Below are 21,338 nucleotides of genomic sequence, written 5' to 3' on the forward strand. Positions count from 1 at the left end.
GCCGGCCCGCCCCCGGATGGCGGACGTCCGCGTTTCGTAAGGAGTCGATGTCCGCCATGTCCCGGAGGAATTCCTACGGTGGCAGTCGTGACCGAACACTCCGTGGACGTCGTCCTGCCCTGTCTGAACGAGGCCGAGGCACTGCCCTGGGTACTCGCCCGCATCCCCGCCGGCTGGCGGCCCCTGGTGGTGGACAACGGGTCCACCGACGGATCCGCCGACATCGCCCGCTCCCTGGGCGCCACCGTCGTGCCGGAGTCCCGGCGGGGCTTCGGGGCCGCCTGCCATGCCGGACTCATGGCCGCCGAGGCCGAGTACGTCTGCTTCTGCGACTGCGACGCCTCCCTCGACCCCGGCCTGCTGAGCGGGTTCGTCCGGGCGGTGGCCGAGGGCGAGGCCGATCTCGTGCTCGGCCGCCGCCGCCCCCGGGGACGGGGCGCGTGGCCCGCGCACGCCAGGGCGGGCAACCTCGCCCTCTCCCGGATGCTGCGCCGCCGCACCGGCCTGCGCCTGCACGACCTCGGCCCCCTGCGGGCCATGCGCCGGGAGGAGCTCCTCCGCCTTGAACTGACCGACCGGCGCTCCGGCTACCCGCTGCAGATGGTCGTCCGGGCGGCCGACGCGGGCTGGCGGGTACGCGAGGAGGACGTGCCCTACCTGCCGCGCAGCGGCAGGTCCAAGGTCACCGGCACCTGGCGGGGCACCTGGCACGCGGTCCGCGACATGCGCGCGGTGCTCGCCGAACCGCCGTACGCACCCGCCGTCCCCGGCCCTGCCGGGCGGTCCGGGGGCGCGCGGTGACCAGCCTGCTCGTGATCGCCAAAGCGCCCGTGCCCGGCCGGGTCAAGACCCGGCTCACCCCGCCGTTCACCCCCGGGCAGGCGGCGGCCCTGGCCGAGGCCTCGCTCGCCGACACCCTCGAAGCCGTGGCGGCCACCCCGGCCGAGCGGCACGTACTGGTCCTGGACGGCGCCCCGGGGCCGTGGCTGCCGCCCGGATTCGAGGTCGTGCCGCAGAGCGGCGGGGGCCTCGACGAACGGCTCGCGACCGCGTTCGCCGCCTGCGCCGGCCCGGCACTGCTGATCGGCATGGACACCCCGCAGGTCACCCCCGAACTCCTGGCGCCCGCACTGGCCTTCGACGCGTACGACGCCTGGTTCGGCCCGGCCGCCGACGGCGGGTTCTGGGCCCTGGGCCTCGCGGCGCCGGACCCGGCCCTGCTGCTCGGCGTACCCATGTCCGTGCCCGAGACCGGAGCGGTGCAGTACGAGCGGCTGCGCGGGTCCGGCCTGCGCACCGGGACGCTGCCCCGGCTGCGGGACGTGGACACCGCCGCCGACGCCGCCGAGGTGGCCGCCCTGGCACCGGCCGGCCGGTTCGCCACACGACACCGGCAGCTCAGCGCCCGTACACCGGTGACACGATGACCGCCCCCACCGCCTCCCAGCCGCCGGCGACGCTCGGCCCGGCATGGCGGGCCGACCCGTACGCCCGGGCCCTGCGCACCGGGCAGGGCCCGCTCTTCCTGCGCAGGACGGACGGCTGGCTGCTGCCCCTGGACGTCGAACGCTGGTGCGCCGGGACCGACGCCGCCGACGAGAGCGTGCTCGCCCGCTGCCGCGGAACCGTCCTCGACATCGGCTGCGGACCCGGCCGGCTCGTCGCCGCCCTGGCCGGACGCGGCCACCGCGCACTCGGCATCGACGTGACCCCGGCCGCCGTCGCACGGACCGCGCGCCGCGGCGGAACGGCCCTGTGCCGCTCCGTCTTCGACCCCCTGCCCGGCGAACGGCGCTGGAACACCGCCCTGCTGATCGACGGGAACATCGGCATCGGCGGCGACCCCGGCGCCCTCCTGGAGCGCACCGCGGACCTGCTCGCCCCCGGCGGGCGCCTGGTCGCCGAGGCCGCTCCCGTCGAGGTGGACGAGCGGTGCGAGGTGCGCCTCGACGACGGCCGCGGCGCCCTCGGCACCCCCTTCCCGTGGGCCCGGCTCGGCCGCCGGGCCCTGCTGCGCCACGCCGAGGCCACGGGGTGGCACACCGTCGGCAGCTGGACGGTGGACGGCCGGCACTTCGCCGAACTCGCCCCCGGGACGTCGAGCGGCGCCACGGCCGCCGGGACCCCCGCTCCCCTCGGAGCCGCGTCGTGACCCGACCTCCCACCACCGGCTCACGGGCCACCGCCACCACCGCCGCCCTCGTGACCGGTCTGGTCGCGGTGCTCCTCCTCACCGTCCGCAAGGACGGCTACTTCGCGGACCCCGCCGGTCTGTCCTGGCTGTACGCCGCCTGCTGGGTCCTGTTCGCGGCGGCCCTGTGGTCCCTGCGCCGGGCACCCGCCCGGCACGTCGCCGCCCTCGTCCTCGCCGGTGGCGTGGCCGTCGCCCTGACGGGACTGGCCGCCCCACCCCGCACCAGCACCGACTCGTACCGCTACGCCTGGGACGGCCGCGTGCAGGCGGCGGGCATCTCCCCCTACGACCATGCCCCGGCCGACGCCGCCCTCCTGCCGTACCGCGACACCTGGCTGTTCCCCACCGGCAAGGTGTGCGGCGAGCCGGGCCTCACCGCCGTGTCCGAGGGAGTCTGCACCCGCATCAACCGCCCCCACGTCCACACCGTCTACCCCCCGGCCGGCGAGCTGTACTTCCTCCTCGTCCACGCACTCTCACCCGACGGAGCCCGCCACAAGGCCTTCCAGGCCTGCGGCGCCGTACTCGCCGCCACCACCACCCTGGCGCTGCTGCGCATCCTCCGCCGGCGCGGTGACCCCCGCACCGCGGCCTACTGGGCCTGGTGCCCGGCGATCGCCGTCGAAGCCGTCAACAACGCCCACGCCGACGTCCTCGCCGTCCTGCTGTCCGTCCTCGCCCTGGCCCTGACGGTCCGCCACCGGGCCTGGGGCGGCGCGGTGCTCGGCCTGGCCGTCGCGGCCAAACTCCTGCCCGCCGTCCTGATCCCTGGGGCCCTGTCCGGCGTACGCCGCGCCCGTGACGCCGCCGCCACCCTGCTGCCCGCCGCCGCGGTCCTCACCGCCCTGTACCTGCCGTACGTCCTGCTCTCCCACTCCTCCGTCCTCGGCTACCTCACCGGGTACGCCGACGAAGAGGGCTACCAGAACGCCTCCGCCGGCGACCGCTACGCCCTCCTGCGCCTGCTGCTCCCCGACTCCTGGGCCGTGCCCGCCGTCGCCGCGGGCATGCTCGCGGCCAGCCTGTACGTGATCCTCCGGGGCGACCCCGAGCGCCCGTGGAGCGGCGCCCTCCTCGTCACCGGGACCGCCTTCCTCCTGACCACCCCCGGCTACTCCTGGTACGCCCTCCTGCTGGTCGCCCTGGTGGCGCTCGACGGCCGCTGGGAATGGCTCGGCGTCGCGGTCGCCGGCGCCGCCGCCTACCTGACGGACCGTGTCCTCCCGTACGCCGGCACGGCCCTGTACGCCACGGCCGCGCTGGCCGTCCTGTGCGGCTGGGCGGCGCGCCGACGAGCCCACGGACCGGGCCGCACCCCCGACCGCACGGCCGGGCCGGGCATGTCCGCCTCGGCGCGGGCGGCCCGGCGAACCCACGAACGCGCGACCCACGGAGACACCCCATGAACGCGAACGACGGCGCAGCAGCCGCCCCCGACGGACCGGCGCGGGCGGGAACGGAACCCGACGGCGACGGCCCGGCGCGCTCCGCCCGGCTGCGATCGGCCCTCGCGTCCGGCTGGGCGGCCGGCCCGCCGAGGGGCCCGTCACGACCGGAGTTCTGGCGCAGCCCGCTGCGCGGCCCGTGGCTGACCGCGGTGTTCGGGATCGTGCTGCTCTTCGGCATCACGATCCTGTTCGTCACGGGCCTGCTGTCGTACGCCGCGTACGAACCGGACCTCGCGGCGGTCAACGACCAGACCCCGGGCAAGGGATGGCTCGGCTTCTACCTCTTCTCCTGGCCGACCTCTCCGTACTGGCTCTACCGGGTCACCCAGGGGGTGCACGTCACGCTCGGCGTCGTGCTCGTGCCCGTGCTCCTGGCCAAGCTGTGGTCGGTGATCCCGAAGCTCTTCGTCTGGCCCCCGGTGCGGTCGGCCGCCGAGGCCCTCGAGCGCCTCTCGCTGCTCCTGCTGGTGGGCGGCGCCGGGTTCGAGTTCGTGACCGGCCTCCTCAACGTGCAGCTCCACTACATCTTCCCGGGCTCCTTCTACACGCTGCACTTCTACGGGGCCTGGGTGTTCATCGGCGCCTTCGCCGTCCACGTGGTCCTCCGGCTGAAGCGGGCCGTGCGGGCCCTGCGCGCCGGGCCGCGGCAGCCGGCCCCGGACAGCGAGGAGGCGGCCGGGCTCGTCTCGCCCCACCCGGCCGCTCCGACCCTCTCCCGGCGAGGCGCGCTGGGCATGGTCGGGCTGGGCTCCCTCGCGCTGTTCGTCGTGACCGCGGGGCAGAGCCTGGGCGGCTGGTGGCGCCGGACGGCACTCCTGGCGCCGCACGGCCAGGAACCGGGCTCCGGCCCGAACGGCTTCCAGATCAACAAGACCGCCGCCTCGGTCGGCATCCGCCCCAGCGACATCGGCCCGGCCTGGCGCCTGACCGTGCGCGGCGCGGGCCGCCAGATCGACGTCACCTACGCACAACTGCTCGACCTGCCGCAGAACGAAGCGCTGCTCCCCATCGCCTGCGTGGAGGGCTGGTCGACCGCCGACCAGCGCTGGAGCGGTGTCCGTCTCACCGACCTGGCCGCGCTCGTCGGCCTGGGCACACACACCCCGCACGTCCTGGTCGAGTCCGTCCAGCGAGGCGGTTCGTTCAGTTCGGTCGTCCTGAGCGACGGCCAGGTCCGAGACGCCCGCTCGCTGCTGGCCGTACGCGTCAACGGTGCGGTCCTCTCCCGCGACCACGGCCACCCGGCCCGCGTGATCGTCCCCGGAGCCCCCGGAGTCCACAACACCAAATGGGTCACCCGCCTCACCTTCGGGGAGCCTTCATGAAGCCGCCCACCACCGCCCCCGCCACAACTCCCTTCCGCCACCACTACGGAGCCGCACCCCTCCACCTGCTCCTCGTCCTCGCCTCCTTCGCCCTCACCTGCTACGCGGGGCTTCGCCTCCTCGAAGGAGACACCCTCGGCGTGGCCATGTGGTTCGTCGGGGCCGCACTCCTGCACGACCTCGTCCTCCTGCCCCTGTACGCGCTCACCGACCTGGCCGTCCAAAGGCTCCTCGGACACGGCGCGAAGCAAGGAGCGCGCACACCACGAGTCGGCATCAACCACATCCGGGTGCCCGCCTTCGTCTCCGGCGTCCTGCTGCTCGTGTACTGGCCCCTGATCCTCGGACAGGTCGGCCACTACACGATCAGCACCGGCCTGCCGGCCGACGTGTTCCTGAGCCGATGGCTGCTGATCACCGCCTGCCTGTTCACCGCCTCGGCGGCCGTCCTCGCCGTACGGATGTGGAACAGGGGCAGGAACACGCGGAAGCCCAGGGCCCGGGCTCGTGGAGATGCGGGATGACACGATCCCCGAGGAGGCGACCGCCACACCGGGCAAGCCGTCCCTCACGGGCCCGCACGGTGACAGGGCCCGCTCCATGACAGCGGGCCGCTCCGGGGCCCTCCCTCGGGCCACGCACTCGCCGAGATGCTCGGGGCCACGGGCCACGGCCAGGGCGGCGGGCGCGAGCGATCCCACCGACCTACGCGCCGAGATCTGTGCCAGAGCCTGAAGCTCACCGACAAGGCCGAGATGCCCGACTGGCGGAGCGCCGGTCCGATGGGCCCGCTGGTTCTGACGCCGTACCACGACGGCGTCCTGGTCGCTGCGACGACGGGTTCGTAGCCGCCCCCGAGCACTCCGTCCGGCGGACACCGCAGACACCCGTGACTGCCCCGTTCGCGCACCTTCATGGGGTGCGCGAACGGGGCTTCGTATCGGACGGGCCGGGGGCGGCGGGCGGTCCACCGACTCGCGAACAGGTTCATATCGGGCAAGGATGGCGAATGCGGACCGAACTTCGGCGCGCCCAGACCCGTACACCCCGGCTCGCGCCGGCAGCCGACGGCGGGAAGCATCTCGACCCGTCGCACCGTGTCGCCGACGTCCGTGGGGGAGCGACCTTCGAAAGGCGTATTCATGTACCCCGCACTCAGCACCGGCGTGCTGGCCGAGTTGCGCCGGCCCCGCCCGTATCCTGCCGTGTCGCTCCTGATGCCGACCCACCGGAGGGAGCCGGACAACGCGCAGGACGCGGTACGGCTGCGCAACCTCCTGGCCCGGGCGGAGAAACAGCTCCAGGACGACCCGGGGGTGACGCGGGAGCGGCGTGCGGACGTGCTGGGCCAGCTGGAGCGGGCGGTCGCCGAGGTCGACCTCGTCCATGCGGAGGACGGCCTGGTGATCTACGTGGCGCCGGGCGAGCACCAGGTGTGGACGGTGGCCCGGGCGGTGCCGGAGCGGGTGGTCGTCGCCGACACCTTCCTCACGCGCAACCTCGTCGCCGCCCGGTCGGCCGAGCGCCCCTACTGGGCGCTGGCCGTGGCGGCGGACCGGATCTCCCTGTGGGACGGCGGGCCGGAGCGGGCCGCCGAGCACACGGCCGACGGCTTCCCGCTGACGCGGAGTCTGGAGGACCCGGACGCCGAGCGCAAGGAACGCGTCGGGGACCTGCCGAGCACCTTCCGCGACGAGGACACGCGCACCTTCTTCCGCGAGGCGCACGAGGCCCTGAAGGCCGTCCTCGCCGCCGAACCCCGCCCGCTGTACGTGATCGGCGAGGCTCCCGCGGTCTCCCTCCTGGAAGAGACCGGATCGCTGCCGCAGGACACGGTCACCCTCCATCAGGGCGGTCTCGGACGCGGGCCCGAGGAGGCCGTGCGCAAGGCGGTGGCCCCCCTGCTCGCCGCCCACGAGGAGGCCGCGACGGCCGGCCTGCTGGCCGAGCTGGACTCGGCACGGGGCCGGCGCGAGTACGCCGGCGGCCTCGACGAGGTGCACCAGGCCGCGAAGGAGGGCCGGATCCGGCTGCTCGCCGTCGAGGAGCACTACCGGACCGTCGTGCGCGACTACGGCGACCACCTCGAACCCGCGGACGCGTCCGACCTCGACTCCCGCGAGGACATCGTGGACGAGATCGTCGAACAGGCCCTGGAAAAGGGCGCCGAGGTGCGGTTCGTCCCCGACGACTCCCTGGCCGACGCGAACCGCATCGCCGCCGTGCTGCGCTTCTGACGGCGACGCGGACCGAAGCCCACGGGAGGAACACACCTCATGAACACCGCACCGCCCCAAGGGAGTCGGCCGGTCCGTGTCCGGGCGGCGAGCGCCGCCGTCGCCGTCGTCGTGACCGCGCTCGGCGCGGTCGGCCTCGTGTCCTGTGGCACGGATGGGGGCGACGGAGGCGGAACCGCGTTCAGCGGGCGCCCCACGGCGCCCGACTCCGCCTCGTTCTCCGGCGACCACCCCTCCTCCGTCGCCTCGGCGGCGGAGTCGCGGATCGCGTCCGCACGGGCCTCGGCGTCCTCGGCGGCGGCCTCGGCCTCCGCCCGGGAGGCATCGCGCAAGGCGTCGATCGGCGCCGAGGTCGAACGCTCACGACAGGCGGCGGAGAACGCCCTGAAGGGCGTCGAGGGCAGGGGCAACGCCCTGAACGAGGTCGGGATGACCGCCAAGCCCCGGGCCGACACGAACGGCCTGCTCACCGTCGTCGTCACCATCACCAACAAGACGAGCGCGAAGGCGTCGTACGCCGCCCGGATCGACTTCCTCGACCCGTCGGGCAAGGTCGTCGAGACCCAGTTCGTCGGCGCCGAGGACCTCGCCCCGGGCGAGCGGAAGCAGTCCCTGGTCATCAGTCGACAGCCCCCCGAGCCGGTGCTCACGCCACGGCTCACCGCAGCGCAGAGGTACTGAGGAGGATCAGCGCATGTCCGAACTCATCGTCATCGGCTACGACGATCACGAGGTCGCGACCAAGGCCTTCACCACGGTTCAAAAGCTCCGTGACGAACACGTCGTCACCCTGAGCGGTCTCGCCGTCGTCAAGGTCGACGACGACGGAGAGACCCATGTCGACACCCCCGCGAGACGTGAGGAGATCGCCGTCTCGGCCACGGCCGGCGCCCTCTGGGGTCTGGTCTTCGGCATTCTGATCCTCACCCCGGGGATCGGAGTGGTGGGCGCGGCCCTCGGAGGCCTCATCGGCAAGCTGACCCAGATGGGTGTCGACAACGGGTTCCGGAGGAAGGTGAGCGATCTCCTCGAGCCGGGTTCGGCGGCCGTCGTCATCATGGCCTCCAAGATCACCGAGGACCGGTTCGCCGCGGCCATGGAACCCCTCGGCGGAACCGTCCTCAAGACCTCCCTCCCGGAGGACAGCGAGCGGGAGCTCAGCGAGCAGCTCGCCGGCACCGCCGCCTAGACGGCGGGCCGACCCCGGGCCGTACGTCGTACCGCCGGCCGGGACCCCGTCGACGCCCACGGTCCGCCGACTTCCTGCCGAAGGGAGCCGGTGGACCGTGGGCGTCGGACCGCGGGGCGGGGCGGGGCGGCTCAGAAGTCGACGGCGTCGCGGACCAGCGGGCAGGTCATGCAGTGGCCGCCTCCGCGACCGCGGCCGAGTTCGGCGCCGACGATCGTGATGACCTCCACCCCCGCCCGGCGCAGCAGGGCGTTGGTCTGGGTGTTGCGGTCGTACGTGAAGACGACACCGGGTTCGAGCGCGACGGCGTTGTTGCCGCTGTCCCACTGCTGGCGCTCGGAGGCGTAGACGTCTCCGCCGGTCTCGATCACCCGGAGCTGGGGCAGCCCGAGGCCCTTGGCGACGACGTCGACGAACGGGGTGGTGCCCTCGTCGGTGATCTCCACGCCCGGCGCCTTGTCGCTCGGCCGCAGCGAGAAGGTGTGGACGGCGTCCATGATCCTCGGATAGAGCGTGACGATGTCGCGGTCGGCGAAGGTGAACACGGTGTCGAGGTGCATGGCCGCGCGCAGTCTCGGCATGCCGGCCACGATCACGTGCTCGGCGGCGCCGTTCCTGAACAGGGCGGCGGCGACCTGGGTGATGGCCTGGCGCGAGGTGCGCTCGCTCATGCCCATGAGGACGACCCCGTTGCCGACCGGCATGATGTCGCCGCCCTCGAAGGAGGCCTGGCCCCAGTCCTGTTCGGGGTCGCCCCACCAGACGGTCGAGCCCTTGAAGTCGGGGTGGAAGGTGTAGACGGCCTTCATGAGGAGGGTCTCGCCGTGGCGGGCGGGCCAGTACAGCGGGTTGAGGGTGAGTCCGCCGTACAGCCAGCAGGTGGTGTCGCGGGTGTAGAGGGTGTTCGGCAGCGGCGGCATGAGGTACTCGCGTGCCCCGACGCCTTCCCGGGCGAGGGACACGTACCCGGAGCGGAACTCCTCGGGCAGATCGGCCGTGGACAGCCCGCCGATGAGGAACTCGGCCAGCTCGCGCGGTGCGAGGGAGTCGAGGAACGCGCGGGTGTCGTCGACCAGTCCGAGGCCGACCTCGTTGGGCACGATCTTCCTGTCGAGGAGCCAGGCCTTCGCCCCGGGGATCGCCATGGTCTCGGCGAGCAGCTGGTGCAGCTCGACGACGTCGACGCCGCGCCGGGTGAGCTTGTCGACGAAGTCGGCGTGGTCGCGCTGGGCGTTCTCCACCCACATGACGTCGTCGAAGAGCAGGTCGTCGGAGTTGGTCGGGGTCAGCCGCCGGTGTGCGAGCCCGGGGGCGCAGACCAGGACCTTGCGCAGCCGTCCGACCTCGGAGTGGACGCCGAGCGCGGACGGGGTGGAGCTGGTCTCGGTGCTTGTCATGGTCAAACCTTTCCGAGGGGGGCCGGACACGTGTCCCGACGGGTTCAGAGCTCGATCCAGCCGGCGGCGAGGGCGGTGACACCGACGGCGGCGCCGATGACGGAGACCGCGCAGATGACGGCCTCGGCCGGGGAGAACGGACGCCGGTTCTGCTCCCGTCTGGCCTTGACGAACAGGAAGGTGGCCGGGGCGTAGAGGATGCAGGAGACGAGGACGAACTTGAGTCCGGCCGCGTAGAGGAGGAACGCCGTGTAGAGGGTGGCGACGACGGCGACGACGAGTTCGCGGCGCGTGCTGTTCCCGGTGACCTGCTCCGCCCGAGGCCGCAGCGCGATCTTGACGGCGAAGGCGGCGGCCAGGAGGAAGGGGATGAGGCTCAGAGCGCTCGTCAGGTCGAGGGCGAAGTTGAAGGCGTCGTCGGAGAAGGCCGTGACGACCAGGACGATCTGGCTGAGGGACGTCGTCATCAGCAGGGCCGGGACCGGGACGTCGTCGCCGCTGGACCGCCCGAGGAAGCGGGGCATGTCCTTGTCCTTGGCCGCGACGAAGAGCACTTCGGCGGCCATCAGCGTCCAGGCGAGATAGGCGCCGAGGACGGACACGACCAGGCCGACGCTGACGAAGACCTTGCCCCAGGTGCCGACGGCGGCCTCCAGGACGCCCGCCATGGAGGGCTGCCGGAGTTCGGCGATCTCGCTCATGGGCAGGATGCCGTACGACACGATCGTCACCGAGGCGAAGATCGCGAAGACGCTGAGGAAACCCAGGATCGTGGCCCGCCCCACGTCCTCCCGCCGTTTGGCGTGCCGCGAGTAGACGCTCGCGCCCTCGACGCCGAGGAAGACGAAGACGGTGGCGAGCATCGTGCCGCGGACCTGGTCGAACAGCGAGCCCGCGTAGTCCGCGCCGCCGAAGTTGTCCGCGAAGACGGACGGATCGAAGGAGAAGAGCGCCAGGATGATGAAGACGATGATGGGGACGATCTTGGCGACGGTGACGATCCGGTTGATCGCGGCCGCCTCCTTCACCCCGCGGCGGACGAGCAGGAAGAAGCCCCAGAGTCCGGCGGAGGACAGGATGATGGCGAGGGCGGTGTCGCCGTCGCCGAGCGCCGGGGCGACGGCACCGATCGTCGACATGATCAGGACCCAGTAGGTCACGTTTCCGACGCAGGCACTGGCCCAGTAGCCGAAGGCGGAGAAGAAGCCGAGGTACTCGCCGAACCCGGCCTTGGCGTACGCGTAGACGCCGGCGTCCAGGTCGGGGCGCCGGATCGCGAGGGTCTGGAAGACGAAGGCGAGCATCAGCATGCCCAGGCCGGCGACCGCCCAGGCGATCAGCGCGCCGGCGACGCCGGTCTCCTGGGCGAACCGCCGGGGCAGGGAGAAGACACCGGCTCCGACCATGGAGCCGACGACCATGGCGGTCAGTGTCAGAAGGGTCAGCTTGGCCGTGGGCGGGGAGTCCCCGGAGGAGGCCTCGGTCTTGGATTCCGCATGGGTCATGGCGTACCTCGTCGACGGGATCGGTCCGTTGCTGGAGCGATTCCCGGCCTGCCGGGGGACCGGCCGCGGGCCGGGACGCGCCGGCGCCGCCGACCGGTCCGGACGGCACGGACCCGGTCGGCCCTGCCCTGCTCGTCGGAGTCCACCGATGCCCCCTGCTCAAGGAAGTGACGGACGCAGATGCCCGACCGCCCACTGGAAGAGGAATCTAATGCCGAGAGTGTGATTTCGTCCTGATTTGTACGTCCATGTCATCCCGGAAGACCGGGAGCGGCGCCGGGGCTGTCGAAGGCGACACGGCGGTGGCCCGGAGGGAGTGGGGCTGACAGCGGCCGGCGTGTCGGAACGCTGAGCGTGGTGGCCCGGTCACCACCCTCCCGGCCGAGGAGGGCAGGCGTCAGGAGTGGCTGTCCGCGAGGAGCCGACGGGTGGCCGCCGCCGCGAACTCGGACACGGTGGTCAGGTCGTCGCCCTGGTCGATGCGGCGGATGCACGCGTCGACCATCGCCTGGACCACGGCAACGGCCAACTCCGGCTGTGGATGGCCCAGTTCACGGACGACCCGGTCGAGGGCCTCGTGCAGGGAGGTGTGCAGATGCTTCACGCGCTCCCGCGCCGACGGGGAGAGCGAGCCGCGCGAGAGGGAGGCCCGCCAGGCGTGGGTGCCGCGCGCGGCCTGTTCGAGATTGGCGCTGACATAGGCGGCCGCGCGTTCCCCGGGCGTGGCCGCGGCCGCGATCGCCTGCTCCACGGCGTCGATCCAGGCCGGGAACTCGCGTGTCACGACGAGTTCCAGAAGGTCTTCGATGGAGTCGAAGTAACGGTAGATGCTGTTGCGCGCGATGCCGGCCCGCTCGGCGACCGCCCCGGCGGTGAGCGCCTCCACGCCGCCCTCGCCCAGGATCGCCTCGGCCGCGTCGATCAGCTGGGCGAGCCGCTGAGCCCGGTGCTCGCGGACACTGCCGGCTTCGATCTTGGGCATGCTCTCCGCTCCGCCTCGGGCGCTGTGTCGTCCCGCACCAATCTACCCCCCGTGCCGGGGGCGTCCCGCGGCCTCGTGCTAGCTTGACGCCAACTTAGCGACACCCCTGTCGCTAACATCTGTTCCTGCGTCCTGTCGAAGGCTGTCCGATGCGATCGATGTACTCCCGCCTGCTCCGATGTCTCCTGGGATCGAGAAAACGCGCCGCCGCGGTGGTGGCGTTCTGGGTCCTGGCGGCAGGTCTCCTCGCCGGTGTCGCCCCCGCCCTGGAATCCGTCGAGGACAACGCCTCCGCGAACCTCCCGCCCGCCGCCGCGGACTCCATGAAGGCCCGCGAGCTCGTCCGCGCGCAGCTGCCGGGCCGGGACGCGACGCCCGCGATCATCGTGGTCCGCGGCGAGGGCGCCGACGCCGCGACGCAGGCCGGGGAAGCCGTCGTACGCATCACCTCCGCGCTGTCGCGAGGCGCCGGGCCCGACCAGGCCACGGACGTGGTCTCCACGGTGACCGCCCCCGACGCCGCGACCGGGCTGGTCTCGCGGGACCGTGGCACCCAGCTGGTCATCGTGCCCCTGACCGGAAGCCCCTCGGACGAGTCCTTCCAGAACGCCGTCGACGAGGTGCGCGCCCTCGCATCCGACCGTGCGGGGCCCACCGAAGTCGCCGTGACCGGCCCCGCCGGCATCGCGACGGACACCGTGAAGGTCTTCAGCGGCGGTGACAAGGCCATGCTCCTGGCCACCGTCCTGCTCGTCCTCGTCATCCTCCTGGCCATCTACCGCTCGCCGCTGATGGCACTCGTGCCACTCGTCGCCGTCGGCGTGGCGATGCGGGTGGCGGAGACGACCGGAACGCTCCTCGCCGACGCCGGGATCATCACGATCAGCTCCCAGACCGCCTCGATCATGACCGTGCTGCTGTTCGGAGTGGGCACCGACTACGCGCTGATCATCACCGCCCGCTACCGCGAGGCCCTCCTCGACGAACCGGACCGCCCCAGCGCGATGCAGACCGCCGTGCGGCGCACCGCCGAATCCGTCCTCGCCAGCGCCTCCACCATCGTGCTCGCCATGTTCGCCCTGCTCGTCGCGGCCTCACCCGCGCTGCACGGCTTCGGCCCGTACCTCGCCCTCGGCGTCGCCGTCATGGCGCTGGTGGCGTTCACCTTCATCCCCGCCCTGGTCCTCCTGTTCGGCGGGGGCGTCTTCTGGCCGGGCGGCGTGGACAAGGCCGCCGAGCGCAGCCGCGGCGCGGGCGTCTGGCACCGCGTCGCCGGCCTCGTCGCCCGCGCCCCGGTCCGGGTGGTCACCGCCGTGATCGCGCTCCTCGTGGTGATGAGCGCCGGACTGATCGGCTACCAGGAGAGCTTCAACACGCTCAGCGGCTTCCGCGCGGCAACCGAGTCCGAACACGGACAGAAGCTCATCCAGGAGGAGTTCGGCCCCGGCGAGATCGCCCCCAGCACCGTCGTCGTCCACGACGGGAACGACCTCCGCTCCGGACCCGCGTCCACCCGCATCGCCACCGCACTCGCGGGCGCCGACCACGTCGCCCGAGTCGGACAGCACCCCCGGTTCGGCGCGGACGGCAGGACCGTCTTCTACGACGTCGTCCTCGACCTCGACCCCTACGGCTCCGAGGCACTCGACGCGATCGAGCCCCTGAAGAAGACCGCACGCGCCGCGGCCGACCGCGCCGGCGCGAAGGACGCCACGGTGCTCATCGCGGGGGAGACGGCACAGAACGCCGACATCCGCTCCGCCCTCGACCGCGACACGACCTCCATCGTGCTCCTCGTCCTGGCGCTCGTGACCGCGGTCCTCGTCCTCCTGCTGCGCTCGCTCCTCGCGCCGCTCTACCTGGTGGCGACGCTCATCCTGTCGTTCCTGGCCACGCTGGGCGCCACCACCTTCTTCACCGTCACCCTCCTCGGCGACGAAGGCATCGGCAACCGCGTCACCGCGTACATCTTCGTCTTCCTCGTCGCGCTCGGCGTCGACTACAACATCTTCATCATGAGCCGGTTCAAGCAGGAACTGCGCACGACGTCTCCCGCCAAGGCCATCAGCGCCGCGCTCACCCGCACCGGCGGCGTCGTCTCCTCCGCGGGGCTCATCCTCGCGGCGACCTTCGCCGTCCTGATGACCCAACCGATCCGCGAACTCTTCCAGTTCGGCTTCGCCATGGCCTTCGGCATCCTGCTGGACACCTTCCTCATCCGGCCCCTGCTCGTCCCCGCCGTCGTCCATCTCCTCGGACACCGCGCCCTGTGGCCCACGCGCCCACGCCCCACAACCCCCCTCACACCGGTCACTCCACCCGCGGAGACAGCCGGCTCGACGGGTCGCCTGCTGCGCGCCTTCACCTGGATCGCGTTCATCGAGGCGTGCACCTGGGCAGGTCTGCTGATCGGGATGTACTTCAAGTACGTCCCGAAGACCACCGAGCTCGGCGTACGGATCTTCGGCGCGCTGCACGGAGCCGCCTTCATCGCCTACGTACTCCTGACCGTCCTGTTGGCGATCCGGCTCAAGTGGCGACTGGGCCGAACGACGCTCCTGGCCCTGCTGGCCGCCGTCCCGCCCTTCATGACCGTGGCGTTCGAGACCTGGGCCCGCCGCACCGGCCGACTCCCCGAGCCGCCCAGCGCCCCACATCCCTCTCCCGCCTCCTGACCGAGGGCCCGCAGGCGGCTGCTTGCGGGCCCTTCGCACGGTCCTGCGCGCGACGGTCGGTCCTTTCGGTCCTTGATGCCGTCGGGTCCGGGCACGGCAGTCACGACACCGGTGGCGTTCGACATGACGCCGCCGACGGCCACGTACCAGTTGCGGTCCGTGCGGGTGTACCCCTGGCCGGGCGTCTCGACCGGAATGGCCACCGGTTTTCCCCGGACTTCTCGAAATGCCGTTGGTCCGCAGCTGGACCCAGAAGTCCCTCGCGCTCGGCGACGACCGTCTTCCCGACGAATTCGCGCGCCACGGTGGCATTTGACGCCCTCTCATCGGGCCTTGTCCGCCTTGGCCCGCAGTCCGTCCCGGCAGTCCCCGGACAACCGCTGCAGCTCTCCCCCCATCCGCTTCCAGTCGGCTACGGCGGACCCGAGTTTCCCGAGGTCTCTCTCGACCAGCTGGTCGTAGTCCACGGTGTCGGCCCCCGCTCCTTGACGTACTCGGCCAGACGCGCAGGTGACACGGCCGATCCGTCACGGTTTCGGAATGACGCCGCGATCTGCGCATCGCCTTCGGCATGTGACTTCTACGGGAATCGCGAGGCGATTCGCGCCGGACGGCGAGCCGGCGAAACTCGGATGCGCGCACCGTTCCCGCCTGCCATTCTCGGCGCCATGCGTGCGTTCGAAGAGCTCGTCGAGGAAGGGGAGGCCGTCCCCACTGCGGGTGGGGACTTCTCCTGGTTCTCAGGCCGTGCCAGCGAGCAACGACCGTCCTGGGGCTACGCGAGGCTGCTCGCCGAGCGGATGGCGAAGGCTGCGGCCGGACTCGACATCCAGACGGGCGGTGGCGAGGTGCTGGCCTCGATCCCCGTCGCCCCGCCGGTGCTGGCGGCGACGGAGTCCTGGCGCCCGAACATCGCGATCGCCCGCCGTGCTCTGGCGAAGTTCGACGCGAACGTCGTCGAGGTCGAGGACGCGTCCGGCCTGCCGTTCGCGAAGGAGTCGTTCGACCTGGTGGTCAGCCGACACCCCGTGGTCACCCGCTGGGACGAGGTGCGACGGGTGCTGCGCCCGGACGGCGTGTACCTGGCCCAACACGTCGGTTCCGGCTCGGTACGGGAACTGTACGAGTTCATGAGGGGGCCCCAGTCGCCGAAGCCGCGCCCCGTGCCGGCGACCACCACGTACGCGGGAACGAGCCCGATCGCGGCCGTGGCCGCCGCGGAGGCGGCGGGCCTGGACGTCGTCGACGTACGCCAGGAAGCTCTCCGGATGGAGTTCCACGACATCGCGGCGGTGGTCCACTTCCTGCGCAAGGTGATCTGGACCGTCCCCGGATTCACCGTGGACGCCTACCGCGACCGCCTGGCGGAACTCCACTCCTTCATCGAACGCCATGGTCCGTTCGTGGCTCACTCTCAGCGCCTCCTCATCGAGGCCCACCGGCGAAGGTAGGAAGGCATCCGGACCGCCGCTCGCGGGCCGGCGGCTGTGGGAATCACCAGTACCCACACGGGAGTACCTCGTCATGGGCGGTCGGATGGAGGGCGGCTTGCGGTCGGCGTCGGGGGCGGGCGTCCCAGCGGCGGGTGGTCCACGCTCGGCGGATCAGGCTGCGGATGGTGACGATCGTGTCGGCGAGGTCGAAGACGGCGTCGATGACGGCGGTACGGCGTCCGTAGCGGCGGGCGAGGCGGCAGAAGGCGTTCTGCCGGGCGCCGGTGCGCCCGACGTGCCACCACTGGCTCGGCCTGGATCGGTGCCTTCTCGCCCTTCTGCGCGATGTGGCCGTGCAAAGTTCGGGCGGTGGGTCCCGTGCGGGTCTTGTCCGCGTCGCAGCCGGCGTCGAGGCGGACAGCGATGTCGTCGGGCAGCGGACCGATGTCGTCCAGCAGGTACAGGGTCGGGGCGGGCAACGGGGAGCCGTGGCCGTTCGCTCCGGCCAGGACCCGGCCGAGCGGGATGCCGTCACCACCGGTCGGGCCTGAGCGTTTCAGGCCTTGCTCGCCGCAGTCGACCGGTGAGCGTCCGGCTGCCTCGCCGCCGCCGGGGGCTTCAGACGTCGTTTCTTGTGGCGGTTCCCGGGAGCACGGGTGACTGAGTACGAAAGTCGGCTCTTGAGCATGCTTGTTGGTGTCCGAGTGCAGGTCCTGGGCCACAGCGGAGCGGGCGGGCTTCTGACCAGGCGTTGCCAGGCCCTGCCGCTAGACTTCGAGGCCATGACGGCCGCCACTCCCGTATCGCCCATCCCGGTCGCACCGGCCGGTTTGACCCGCAGGGCCAAGAGATTCGTCGCGTGTGAAGGCATCCGTGTCGCCCGGTAGGACATCGAGTGTCACCGCGATGCCTGGATCGAGCACGGTGTCCCGGCCGCGGAGATCGATCGCGCGGTGGCCTTCGAGAACCGTTGGGGCGGTCTCGCGCTGCCACCGGCGCCGTTCTACGACAGCGGCCCGCGGGTCCTGGGCGCGGACGTTCCCGAGGGCTCGGCCGCTGAGGGCTGGTGGATCCCGGCCGGGGACTGTCGGTATTCCATGGCCTACGGATTCATGATCGGCCCCGGTGGCGAGTTCGGGATCGACGGCTACCACTGGGTACCGCTGCATGCCAGTACCGAAGGCTGGGTGGAATCGTTGGCGCTGGCCGGCCATGCGAGGCGCTGGGCCGAAACCATCACGAGGATCACCGGCGAGGCCGTCGACTCCCTGGACCTCGAAGGGTACGAGCCGGTACCTGAAGTGCGGGGTTTGACCGACACCTGGTGGCGGGGCAAGGACTCGCTCATCGCCCTGTACCGGGGCGTGGCCGTCGGCATGGATGCCCCGGGATGTCTTGAAGCCCATGTCCACGGCGGTCTTGACGAGTGGGTTCTTCAGGGCGGCTGACCACTGACGGACCTTGCCGGACCTGAGTGCCCGATTGGCCGGACGAGCCGACGATCACGGTGGTGACTGGTTCTGCTGGATCTTCGATCCCTCTTTATCGCGGTCGGTCGGATGCGGTCCCGTCAGATGCCCCCTTTGAGGGCACGAATGCTCACCGAGTCGATCACGCACCGGGACCAGTCGAGCTGCCCGCGTGAGCCGAGCTCGTCCAGGATGACCCGGTAGAGACGGGCCCACACATGCTCACGGCTCCACCGTGCGAACCGCTTGTACACCGTTTGTCGGCAAGCCCCCGAAGAATGGCGGGAGTTGACGCCAGGTGCAGCCCGACGTCGCCACGAACACGATCGCAGCCAGCACCTCACGGTCCCCGGCTCGCCGACGTCCCCCGCCCTGCGGCCGCTGCACCACCGTCGGCGGCACCACCCGCCGAAACAGCTCCCACAGCTCGTCCGGCACCAACTGCTCAACAAGACGATCCACGTCCCGTCGACGATCGCCGAAGACCAAAGGAAACGACGTCCTGGTGAGGGAGCCGTCGATGGCGACCCGGTCGTAGGACTGGGGCGCGATCTGCTTGAGCCGAGTGAAGACGCCGAGGGCGATCCACCCGTCACGACGGGTGCGGATGGTGGTCGTCGAGCAGGTTGTGCCGGCGATGGCCTGATAGGAGTAACCGAACCGAACCGAACCGAACCGAACCGAACCGAACCGAATCGAACCGAACCGAACTGAGCGAACTGAACGAACTGAACGAACTGAACGAACTGAACGAACTGAACGAATCGAACCAAGCCGAAGCAGTCAGCAGCTTGTCGAACACGATCCGATCGCTGATGCGCCCGAGGGCGTACGCGCCCGTGGGGCGTTACTTCCGGCCGGGGGTCCATTTCATGCCGAGTCGGTACGCGCGGGAGATCACGTCTTGGACTCCGGGACCGTCCGCCGGGGTGAACCATCGCACCTCGCGTCCGATGACGAGTTCGCCCTTCTGGCGCTTGATGAGGGCGATGGCGCACGCATGTGCCTGCGGAGGGCATTCGTCCAGAACCACCCGGAAGCGGTCGCCGCGGTCGGATGTCAGGGTCACCACCGCGTCGAGGCCGCGGAAGTCGCCGGACCCTTCGTAGATGTAGACGAAGAGCAGGAGTTTCTGGAACTCGGCCTGGTGGTCCAGGTTGATGGCCAGGTTCTCTCCCGTCTCCCGGGCCCCGGTCCGGTCGTCCGTGTCGAGGGCGACGTACGGGAAGCGGTCCATCGCGCCGAAGGCGTTGCCCAGGGCCTGGACCACGGTCTTGGAGCCGTCGGTGCAGCGGATCATGCAGCCGAGGTCGAGATCCACCGTCCTGGCCGTGGCCGACCGCAGCGACGCCCGGATCCGGCCGAACAGGCCACGGGCCTCGCCGCCCGCCCGCTGCGCGGCGGCCTGCGGTGAGGTCCAGTTGAGGTTGACCTTGATCAGTCCCGAGGTCACGCCGTGCTTGTCCAGGGAGACCGTGGGCGAGGCCTTCGTCAGGTTCACGGTGGCGGGCTTGTGCATGCGGCACCTTTCGAGGAAGGTCCGGGGAGTCGGGGTGGTCGACGACCATACAGGCGGGGCGTGAGGTACCGCAGGGAATCGGTTGTCGACGGCCTGACGCGAGGATGAGCCCCCGGGCGGCCGTTAGTGTGAGGGCCGTTGGGGGAGTCCGAGCCGGAGCGGAGCGCGGAGAGTCGTGGGCGGTCTTACGGAAGCGAAGCTGAGGGCGCTGGCCGGGGAGCGTTCGTTCGAGCGTGGACTTGCTTATGTCGACGAAGTGTCCGGGGCCGAGTTCGGTGACGGCTGGATCAGGGCATCGGTACGCGGCACGGAGCGGTACGAGGTGGAGCTGCTCCTGGGCGGGCGCAGGAAGCCCGCGGGCACGTGCGGTTGCCCGTACGGCCAGGAGGGCAACTTCTGCAAGCATCTGGTCGCGCTCGGTCTGACGGTGATCGCTCAGGAGGCCGATCTGCCTCGCCGGCGGAAGGCGGCCCGGGACCGGACCCGCCACCTCGACGCCTGGCTGACCGGCCTGTCACGGGACGATCTCCTCGATCTCGTACGGGAGGAGGTGGCCGAGGACCGGAACCTGCGGAGGCGTCTGGAACTGCGGGCGGCGAGCGCCCGCGGCGATGTGGCCGGGATCCGTTCCCGTATCCGCGAGTTGCTCGACAGCGGCCCCTTTGCCCAGTACGGCTACGTCGAGTACGCCGACGCCCGTGCCTACACCGACCAGGCCGGGCAGGTGGTCGACGCGATCCGGTCGCTCACGGCTTCCGGCCGGGCGGCCGACGCGATGACCCTGGCCCGGGAGGCGATCGGGACGCTGGCAGCCGTGGTCGAAAGCGTCGATGACTCCGACGGCCGGCTCGAGGAGATCGGCGCCGGCCTGGCCGACGCCCACCACGAGGCCTGCCGCGCGGCCGGCCCCGACCTGGAGGAGCTCGCGCACTGGCTGGTGACGCACGCTCTGGACGACGCGGCCGACCTGACGGACATCGACCCGCTCGACTACGAGGACCTGCTCGGCGAGCGGGGGACGGCCGCCCTGCGCCGGTACGCGGTCGAGGCATGGCGGGCGAACCGCACCGGCTGGGCCGAGAAGCATCTGATGCAGCGCCTCGCGAAGTCGGGGCGGGACATCGACACGGTGATCGCCGTGCACGCCGTCGACCTCGCGCCGAACGGTCACACCCATCTGCTCGTCGCCCGCGAGCTCGACACCGCCGGCCGTACCGCCGAAGCCCTGGAATGGGCCGAGCGCGGCATCCGGGAGACCGCGGACCTCGCCACCGTCGACACCGCCCTGATCGACCACCTCGCCGACCGCTACACCCGGATCGGCCGGTCCGCCGATGCTCTCGCCCTGCGCCGGGACCGCTTCGCAGCCTGCCGCACCCTGCTCGCCTACCGGCAGCTGCGTGCCGCGGCCATTGCCGCCGCGTGCTGGCCGACCGAGCGCGAGAAGGCGCTGGCGCTTCTCCACGCCGATGCCGAGCCGGCGGACACGCGCGGTGGCGGGGTTCTCGTCGACATCCTGCTGGACGACGGGGACGTCGAAGCCGCCTGGCGGACAGCCGGCGAGTACGGCGCCCACGACGGCCAGTGGCTCACCCTTGCGGACCGGTCCCGCCCGACCCGCCCCGCGGATGCCCTCGCCGTCTACCTCCGCCTGGCCACCCGCCTCACCCGCGAGACCGGCAACCGCGCCTACGAACAGCTCGTCGGCCTGCTCCTGGGCATCCGCGACTGCCACCGCCGCCTCGGCACACCGGACGACTTCACCGCGTACACCACCGACCTGCGCGCCGCCCAGAAGCGCAAGCGGAACCTGATGCGACTGATGGACGAATACGGGCTATGACTCGTCAGGTCTGTCTTGTCGGAGACGCAAGGGAACGGGCTGTGCTTGTCGGAGACGCAAGGGAACGGGCTGTGGCGACGGAGCCGATCGCGGGGCGGTCCCGGCTCCCGGGTGCCGTTGAC

Annotated in this window: 17 protein-coding genes and 3 pseudogenes; 13 read left to right on the forward strand and 7 right to left on the reverse strand. The window is 71.7% G+C overall.

Annotated elements, in window-relative coordinates:
• Nucleotides 1–87: 87 nt before the first annotated feature.
• The 9 genes from ACFYUS_RS29395 to ACFYUS_RS29435 all read left to right on the forward strand — a co-directional run bounded on the left by ACFYUS_RS29395 (nt 88) and on the right by ACFYUS_RS29435 (nt 8,393).
• Nucleotides 88–801 carry a glycosyltransferase family 2 protein gene (locus tag ACFYUS_RS29395; protein WP_388858549.1) on the forward strand — a complete coding sequence of 238 codons (714 nt, stop codon included), beginning with the start codon at nt 88–90 and terminating at the stop codon, nt 799–801.
• Nucleotides 798–1,427, forward strand: a complete 630-nt coding sequence (locus ACFYUS_RS29400; protein ID WP_388858552.1) for a DUF2064 domain-containing protein — start codon at nt 798–800, stop codon at nt 1,425–1,427. Before ACFYUS_RS29395 ends, ACFYUS_RS29400 begins: the two co-directional genes overlap by 4 nt.
• Nucleotides 1,424–2,152, forward strand: coding sequence for a class I SAM-dependent methyltransferase (locus tag ACFYUS_RS29405; protein WP_388858555.1), 729 nt, complete (start codon nt 1,424–1,426; stop codon nt 2,150–2,152). Before ACFYUS_RS29400 ends, ACFYUS_RS29405 begins: the two co-directional genes overlap by 4 nt.
• Entirely contained in the window at nt 2,149–3,600 is a 1,452-nt protein-coding gene (locus tag ACFYUS_RS29410) for a glycosyltransferase 87 family protein (protein WP_388858558.1), read from the forward strand. The genes ACFYUS_RS29405 and ACFYUS_RS29410 overlap by 4 nt, the downstream gene beginning before the upstream one ends.
• On the forward strand, nt 3,597–4,967 hold the full coding sequence (locus tag ACFYUS_RS29415) for a molybdopterin-dependent oxidoreductase (RefSeq protein WP_388858561.1): 1,371 nt from the start codon (nt 3,597–3,599) through the stop codon (nt 4,965–4,967). Before ACFYUS_RS29410 ends, ACFYUS_RS29415 begins: the two co-directional genes overlap by 4 nt.
• Nucleotides 4,964–5,491 (forward strand): hypothetical protein, encoded by a 528-nt coding sequence (locus ACFYUS_RS29420; protein ID WP_388858564.1) that lies wholly within the window; start codon nt 4,964–4,966, stop codon nt 5,489–5,491. Before ACFYUS_RS29415 ends, ACFYUS_RS29420 begins: the two co-directional genes overlap by 4 nt.
• A 618-nt stretch (nt 5,492–6,109) precedes the next feature.
• The gene (locus ACFYUS_RS29425; protein ID WP_388858567.1) at nt 6,110–7,204 is read left to right on the forward strand and encodes a chemotaxis protein; all 1,095 of its coding nucleotides are present in this window, start codon (nt 6,110–6,112) and stop codon (nt 7,202–7,204) included.
• A gap of 39 nt (nt 7,205–7,243) precedes the next feature.
• The gene (locus tag ACFYUS_RS29430; protein ID WP_388858570.1) at nt 7,244–7,885 is read left to right on the forward strand and encodes an FxLYD domain-containing protein; all 642 of its coding nucleotides are present in this window, start codon (nt 7,244–7,246) and stop codon (nt 7,883–7,885) included.
• Nucleotides 7,886–7,898: 13 nt separating this feature from the next.
• Nucleotides 7,899–8,393, forward strand: coding sequence for a DUF1269 domain-containing protein (locus tag ACFYUS_RS29435; protein ID WP_388858573.1), 495 nt, complete (start codon nt 7,899–7,901; stop codon nt 8,391–8,393).
• A gap of 131 nt (nt 8,394–8,524) precedes the next feature.
• Here ACFYUS_RS29435 and ACFYUS_RS29440 read toward each other — a convergent pair whose 3' ends face one another.
• From ACFYUS_RS29440 to ACFYUS_RS29450, 3 genes are all read right to left on the reverse strand, one after another.
• A complete protein-coding gene (locus tag ACFYUS_RS29440) occupies nt 8,525–9,790 on the reverse strand; it encodes an arginine deiminase (protein ID WP_388858576.1) in 1,266 nt (421 codons plus the stop codon).
• A gap of 44 nt (nt 9,791–9,834) precedes the next feature.
• Complete coding sequence (locus ACFYUS_RS29445; protein ID WP_388858579.1) at nt 9,835–11,295, reverse strand: basic amino acid/polyamine antiporter; 1,461 nt, start codon at nt 11,293–11,295, stop codon at nt 9,835–9,837.
• A 397-nt stretch (nt 11,296–11,692) separates the two neighbouring features.
• Nucleotides 11,693–12,277 (reverse strand): TetR/AcrR family transcriptional regulator, encoded by a 585-nt coding sequence (locus ACFYUS_RS29450; protein WP_388858582.1) that lies wholly within the window; start codon nt 12,275–12,277, stop codon nt 11,693–11,695.
• Between the two features lie 149 nt (nt 12,278–12,426).
• On the opposite strand from ACFYUS_RS29450, the gene ACFYUS_RS29455 reads away from it, so the two are divergent.
• A complete protein-coding gene (locus ACFYUS_RS29455) occupies nt 12,427–14,952 on the forward strand; it encodes an MMPL family transporter (RefSeq protein ID WP_388858585.1) in 2,526 nt (841 codons plus the stop codon).
• A gap of 668 nt (nt 14,953–15,620) precedes the next feature.
• A complete protein-coding gene (locus ACFYUS_RS29460) occupies nt 15,621–16,403 on the forward strand; it encodes a class I SAM-dependent methyltransferase (protein WP_388858588.1) in 783 nt (260 codons plus the stop codon).
• Between the two features lie 43 nt (nt 16,404–16,446).
• Here ACFYUS_RS29460 and ACFYUS_RS29465 read toward each other — a convergent pair.
• Nucleotides 16,447–17,008, reverse strand: a pseudogene (locus ACFYUS_RS29465) (IS5/IS1182 family transposase); the annotation flags it as partial.
• A gap of 267 nt (nt 17,009–17,275) precedes the next feature.
• Between ACFYUS_RS29465 and ACFYUS_RS29470 the strand changes: the two are divergent.
• Complete coding sequence (locus ACFYUS_RS29470; RefSeq protein WP_388858717.1) at nt 17,276–17,833, forward strand: hypothetical protein; 558 nt, start codon at nt 17,276–17,278, stop codon at nt 17,831–17,833.
• A 78-nt stretch (nt 17,834–17,911) separates the two neighbouring features.
• On the opposite strand, the pseudogene ACFYUS_RS29475 reads toward ACFYUS_RS29470, so the two are convergent.
• From ACFYUS_RS29475 to ACFYUS_RS29485, 3 genes and pseudogenes are all read right to left on the reverse strand, one after another.
• Nucleotides 17,912–18,316 (reverse strand): annotated as a pseudogene (locus ACFYUS_RS29475) (transposase); the annotation flags it as partial.
• A 39-nt stretch (nt 18,317–18,355) separates the two neighbouring features.
• A pseudogene (locus ACFYUS_RS29480) lies at nt 18,356–18,517 on the reverse strand (IS5/IS1182 family transposase); the annotation flags it as partial.
• Nucleotides 18,518–18,701: 184 nt separating this feature from the next.
• Nucleotides 18,702–19,373: a hypothetical protein gene (locus ACFYUS_RS29485; protein WP_388858591.1), complete on the reverse strand. Its 672-nt coding sequence runs from the start codon at nt 19,371–19,373 to the stop codon at nt 18,702–18,704.
• 175 nt (nt 19,374–19,548) lie between these two features.
• Here ACFYUS_RS29485 and ACFYUS_RS29490 point away from each other — a divergent pair, with 175 nt between their 5' ends.
• Complete coding sequence (locus ACFYUS_RS29490; RefSeq protein WP_388858594.1) at nt 19,549–21,216, forward strand: SWIM zinc finger domain-containing protein; 1,668 nt, start codon at nt 19,549–19,551, stop codon at nt 21,214–21,216.
• Nucleotides 21,217–21,338: the final 122 nt, after the last annotated feature.

The sequence above is a fragment of the Streptomyces sp. NPDC004284 genome (assembly GCF_042874035.1).
GTDB lineage: Bacteria > Actinomycetota > Actinomycetes > Streptomycetales > Streptomycetaceae > Streptomyces.

What these genes read in the sequence shown, in the direction of transcription:
- ACFYUS_RS29460 (WP_388858588.1), top strand. Translation starts at nt 15,621, where the DNA reads ATGCGTGCGTTCGAAGAGCTCGTCGAGGAAGGGGAGGCCGTCCCCACT.
- ACFYUS_RS29445 (WP_388858579.1), bottom strand. Translation starts at nt 11,295, where the DNA reads ATGACCCATGCGGAATCCAAGACCGAGGCCTCCTCCGGGGACTCCCCG.
- ACFYUS_RS29405 (WP_388858555.1), top strand. Translation starts at nt 1,424, where the DNA reads ATGACCGCCCCCACCGCCTCCCAGCCGCCGGCGACGCTCGGCCCGGCA.
- ACFYUS_RS29450 (WP_388858582.1), bottom strand. Translation starts at nt 12,277, where the DNA reads ATGCCCAAGATCGAAGCCGGCAGTGTCCGCGAGCACCGGGCTCAGCGG.
- ACFYUS_RS29430 (WP_388858570.1), top strand. Translation starts at nt 7,244, where the DNA reads ATGAACACCGCACCGCCCCAAGGGAGTCGGCCGGTCCGTGTCCGGGCG.
- ACFYUS_RS29425 (WP_388858567.1), top strand. Translation starts at nt 6,110, where the DNA reads ATGTACCCCGCACTCAGCACCGGCGTGCTGGCCGAGTTGCGCCGGCCC.
- ACFYUS_RS29485 (WP_388858591.1), bottom strand. Translation starts at nt 19,373, where the DNA reads ATGCACAAGCCCGCCACCGTGAACCTGACGAAGGCCTCGCCCACGGTC.
- ACFYUS_RS29415 (WP_388858561.1), top strand. Translation starts at nt 3,597, where the DNA reads ATGAACGCGAACGACGGCGCAGCAGCCGCCCCCGACGGACCGGCGCGG.
- ACFYUS_RS29435 (WP_388858573.1), top strand. Translation starts at nt 7,899, where the DNA reads ATGTCCGAACTCATCGTCATCGGCTACGACGATCACGAGGTCGCGACC.
- ACFYUS_RS29420 (WP_388858564.1), top strand. Translation starts at nt 4,964, where the DNA reads ATGAAGCCGCCCACCACCGCCCCCGCCACAACTCCCTTCCGCCACCAC.
- ACFYUS_RS29440 (WP_388858576.1), bottom strand. Translation starts at nt 9,790, where the DNA reads ATGACAAGCACCGAGACCAGCTCCACCCCGTCCGCGCTCGGCGTCCAC.
- ACFYUS_RS29455 (WP_388858585.1), top strand. Translation starts at nt 12,427, where the DNA reads ATGCGATCGATGTACTCCCGCCTGCTCCGATGTCTCCTGGGATCGAGA.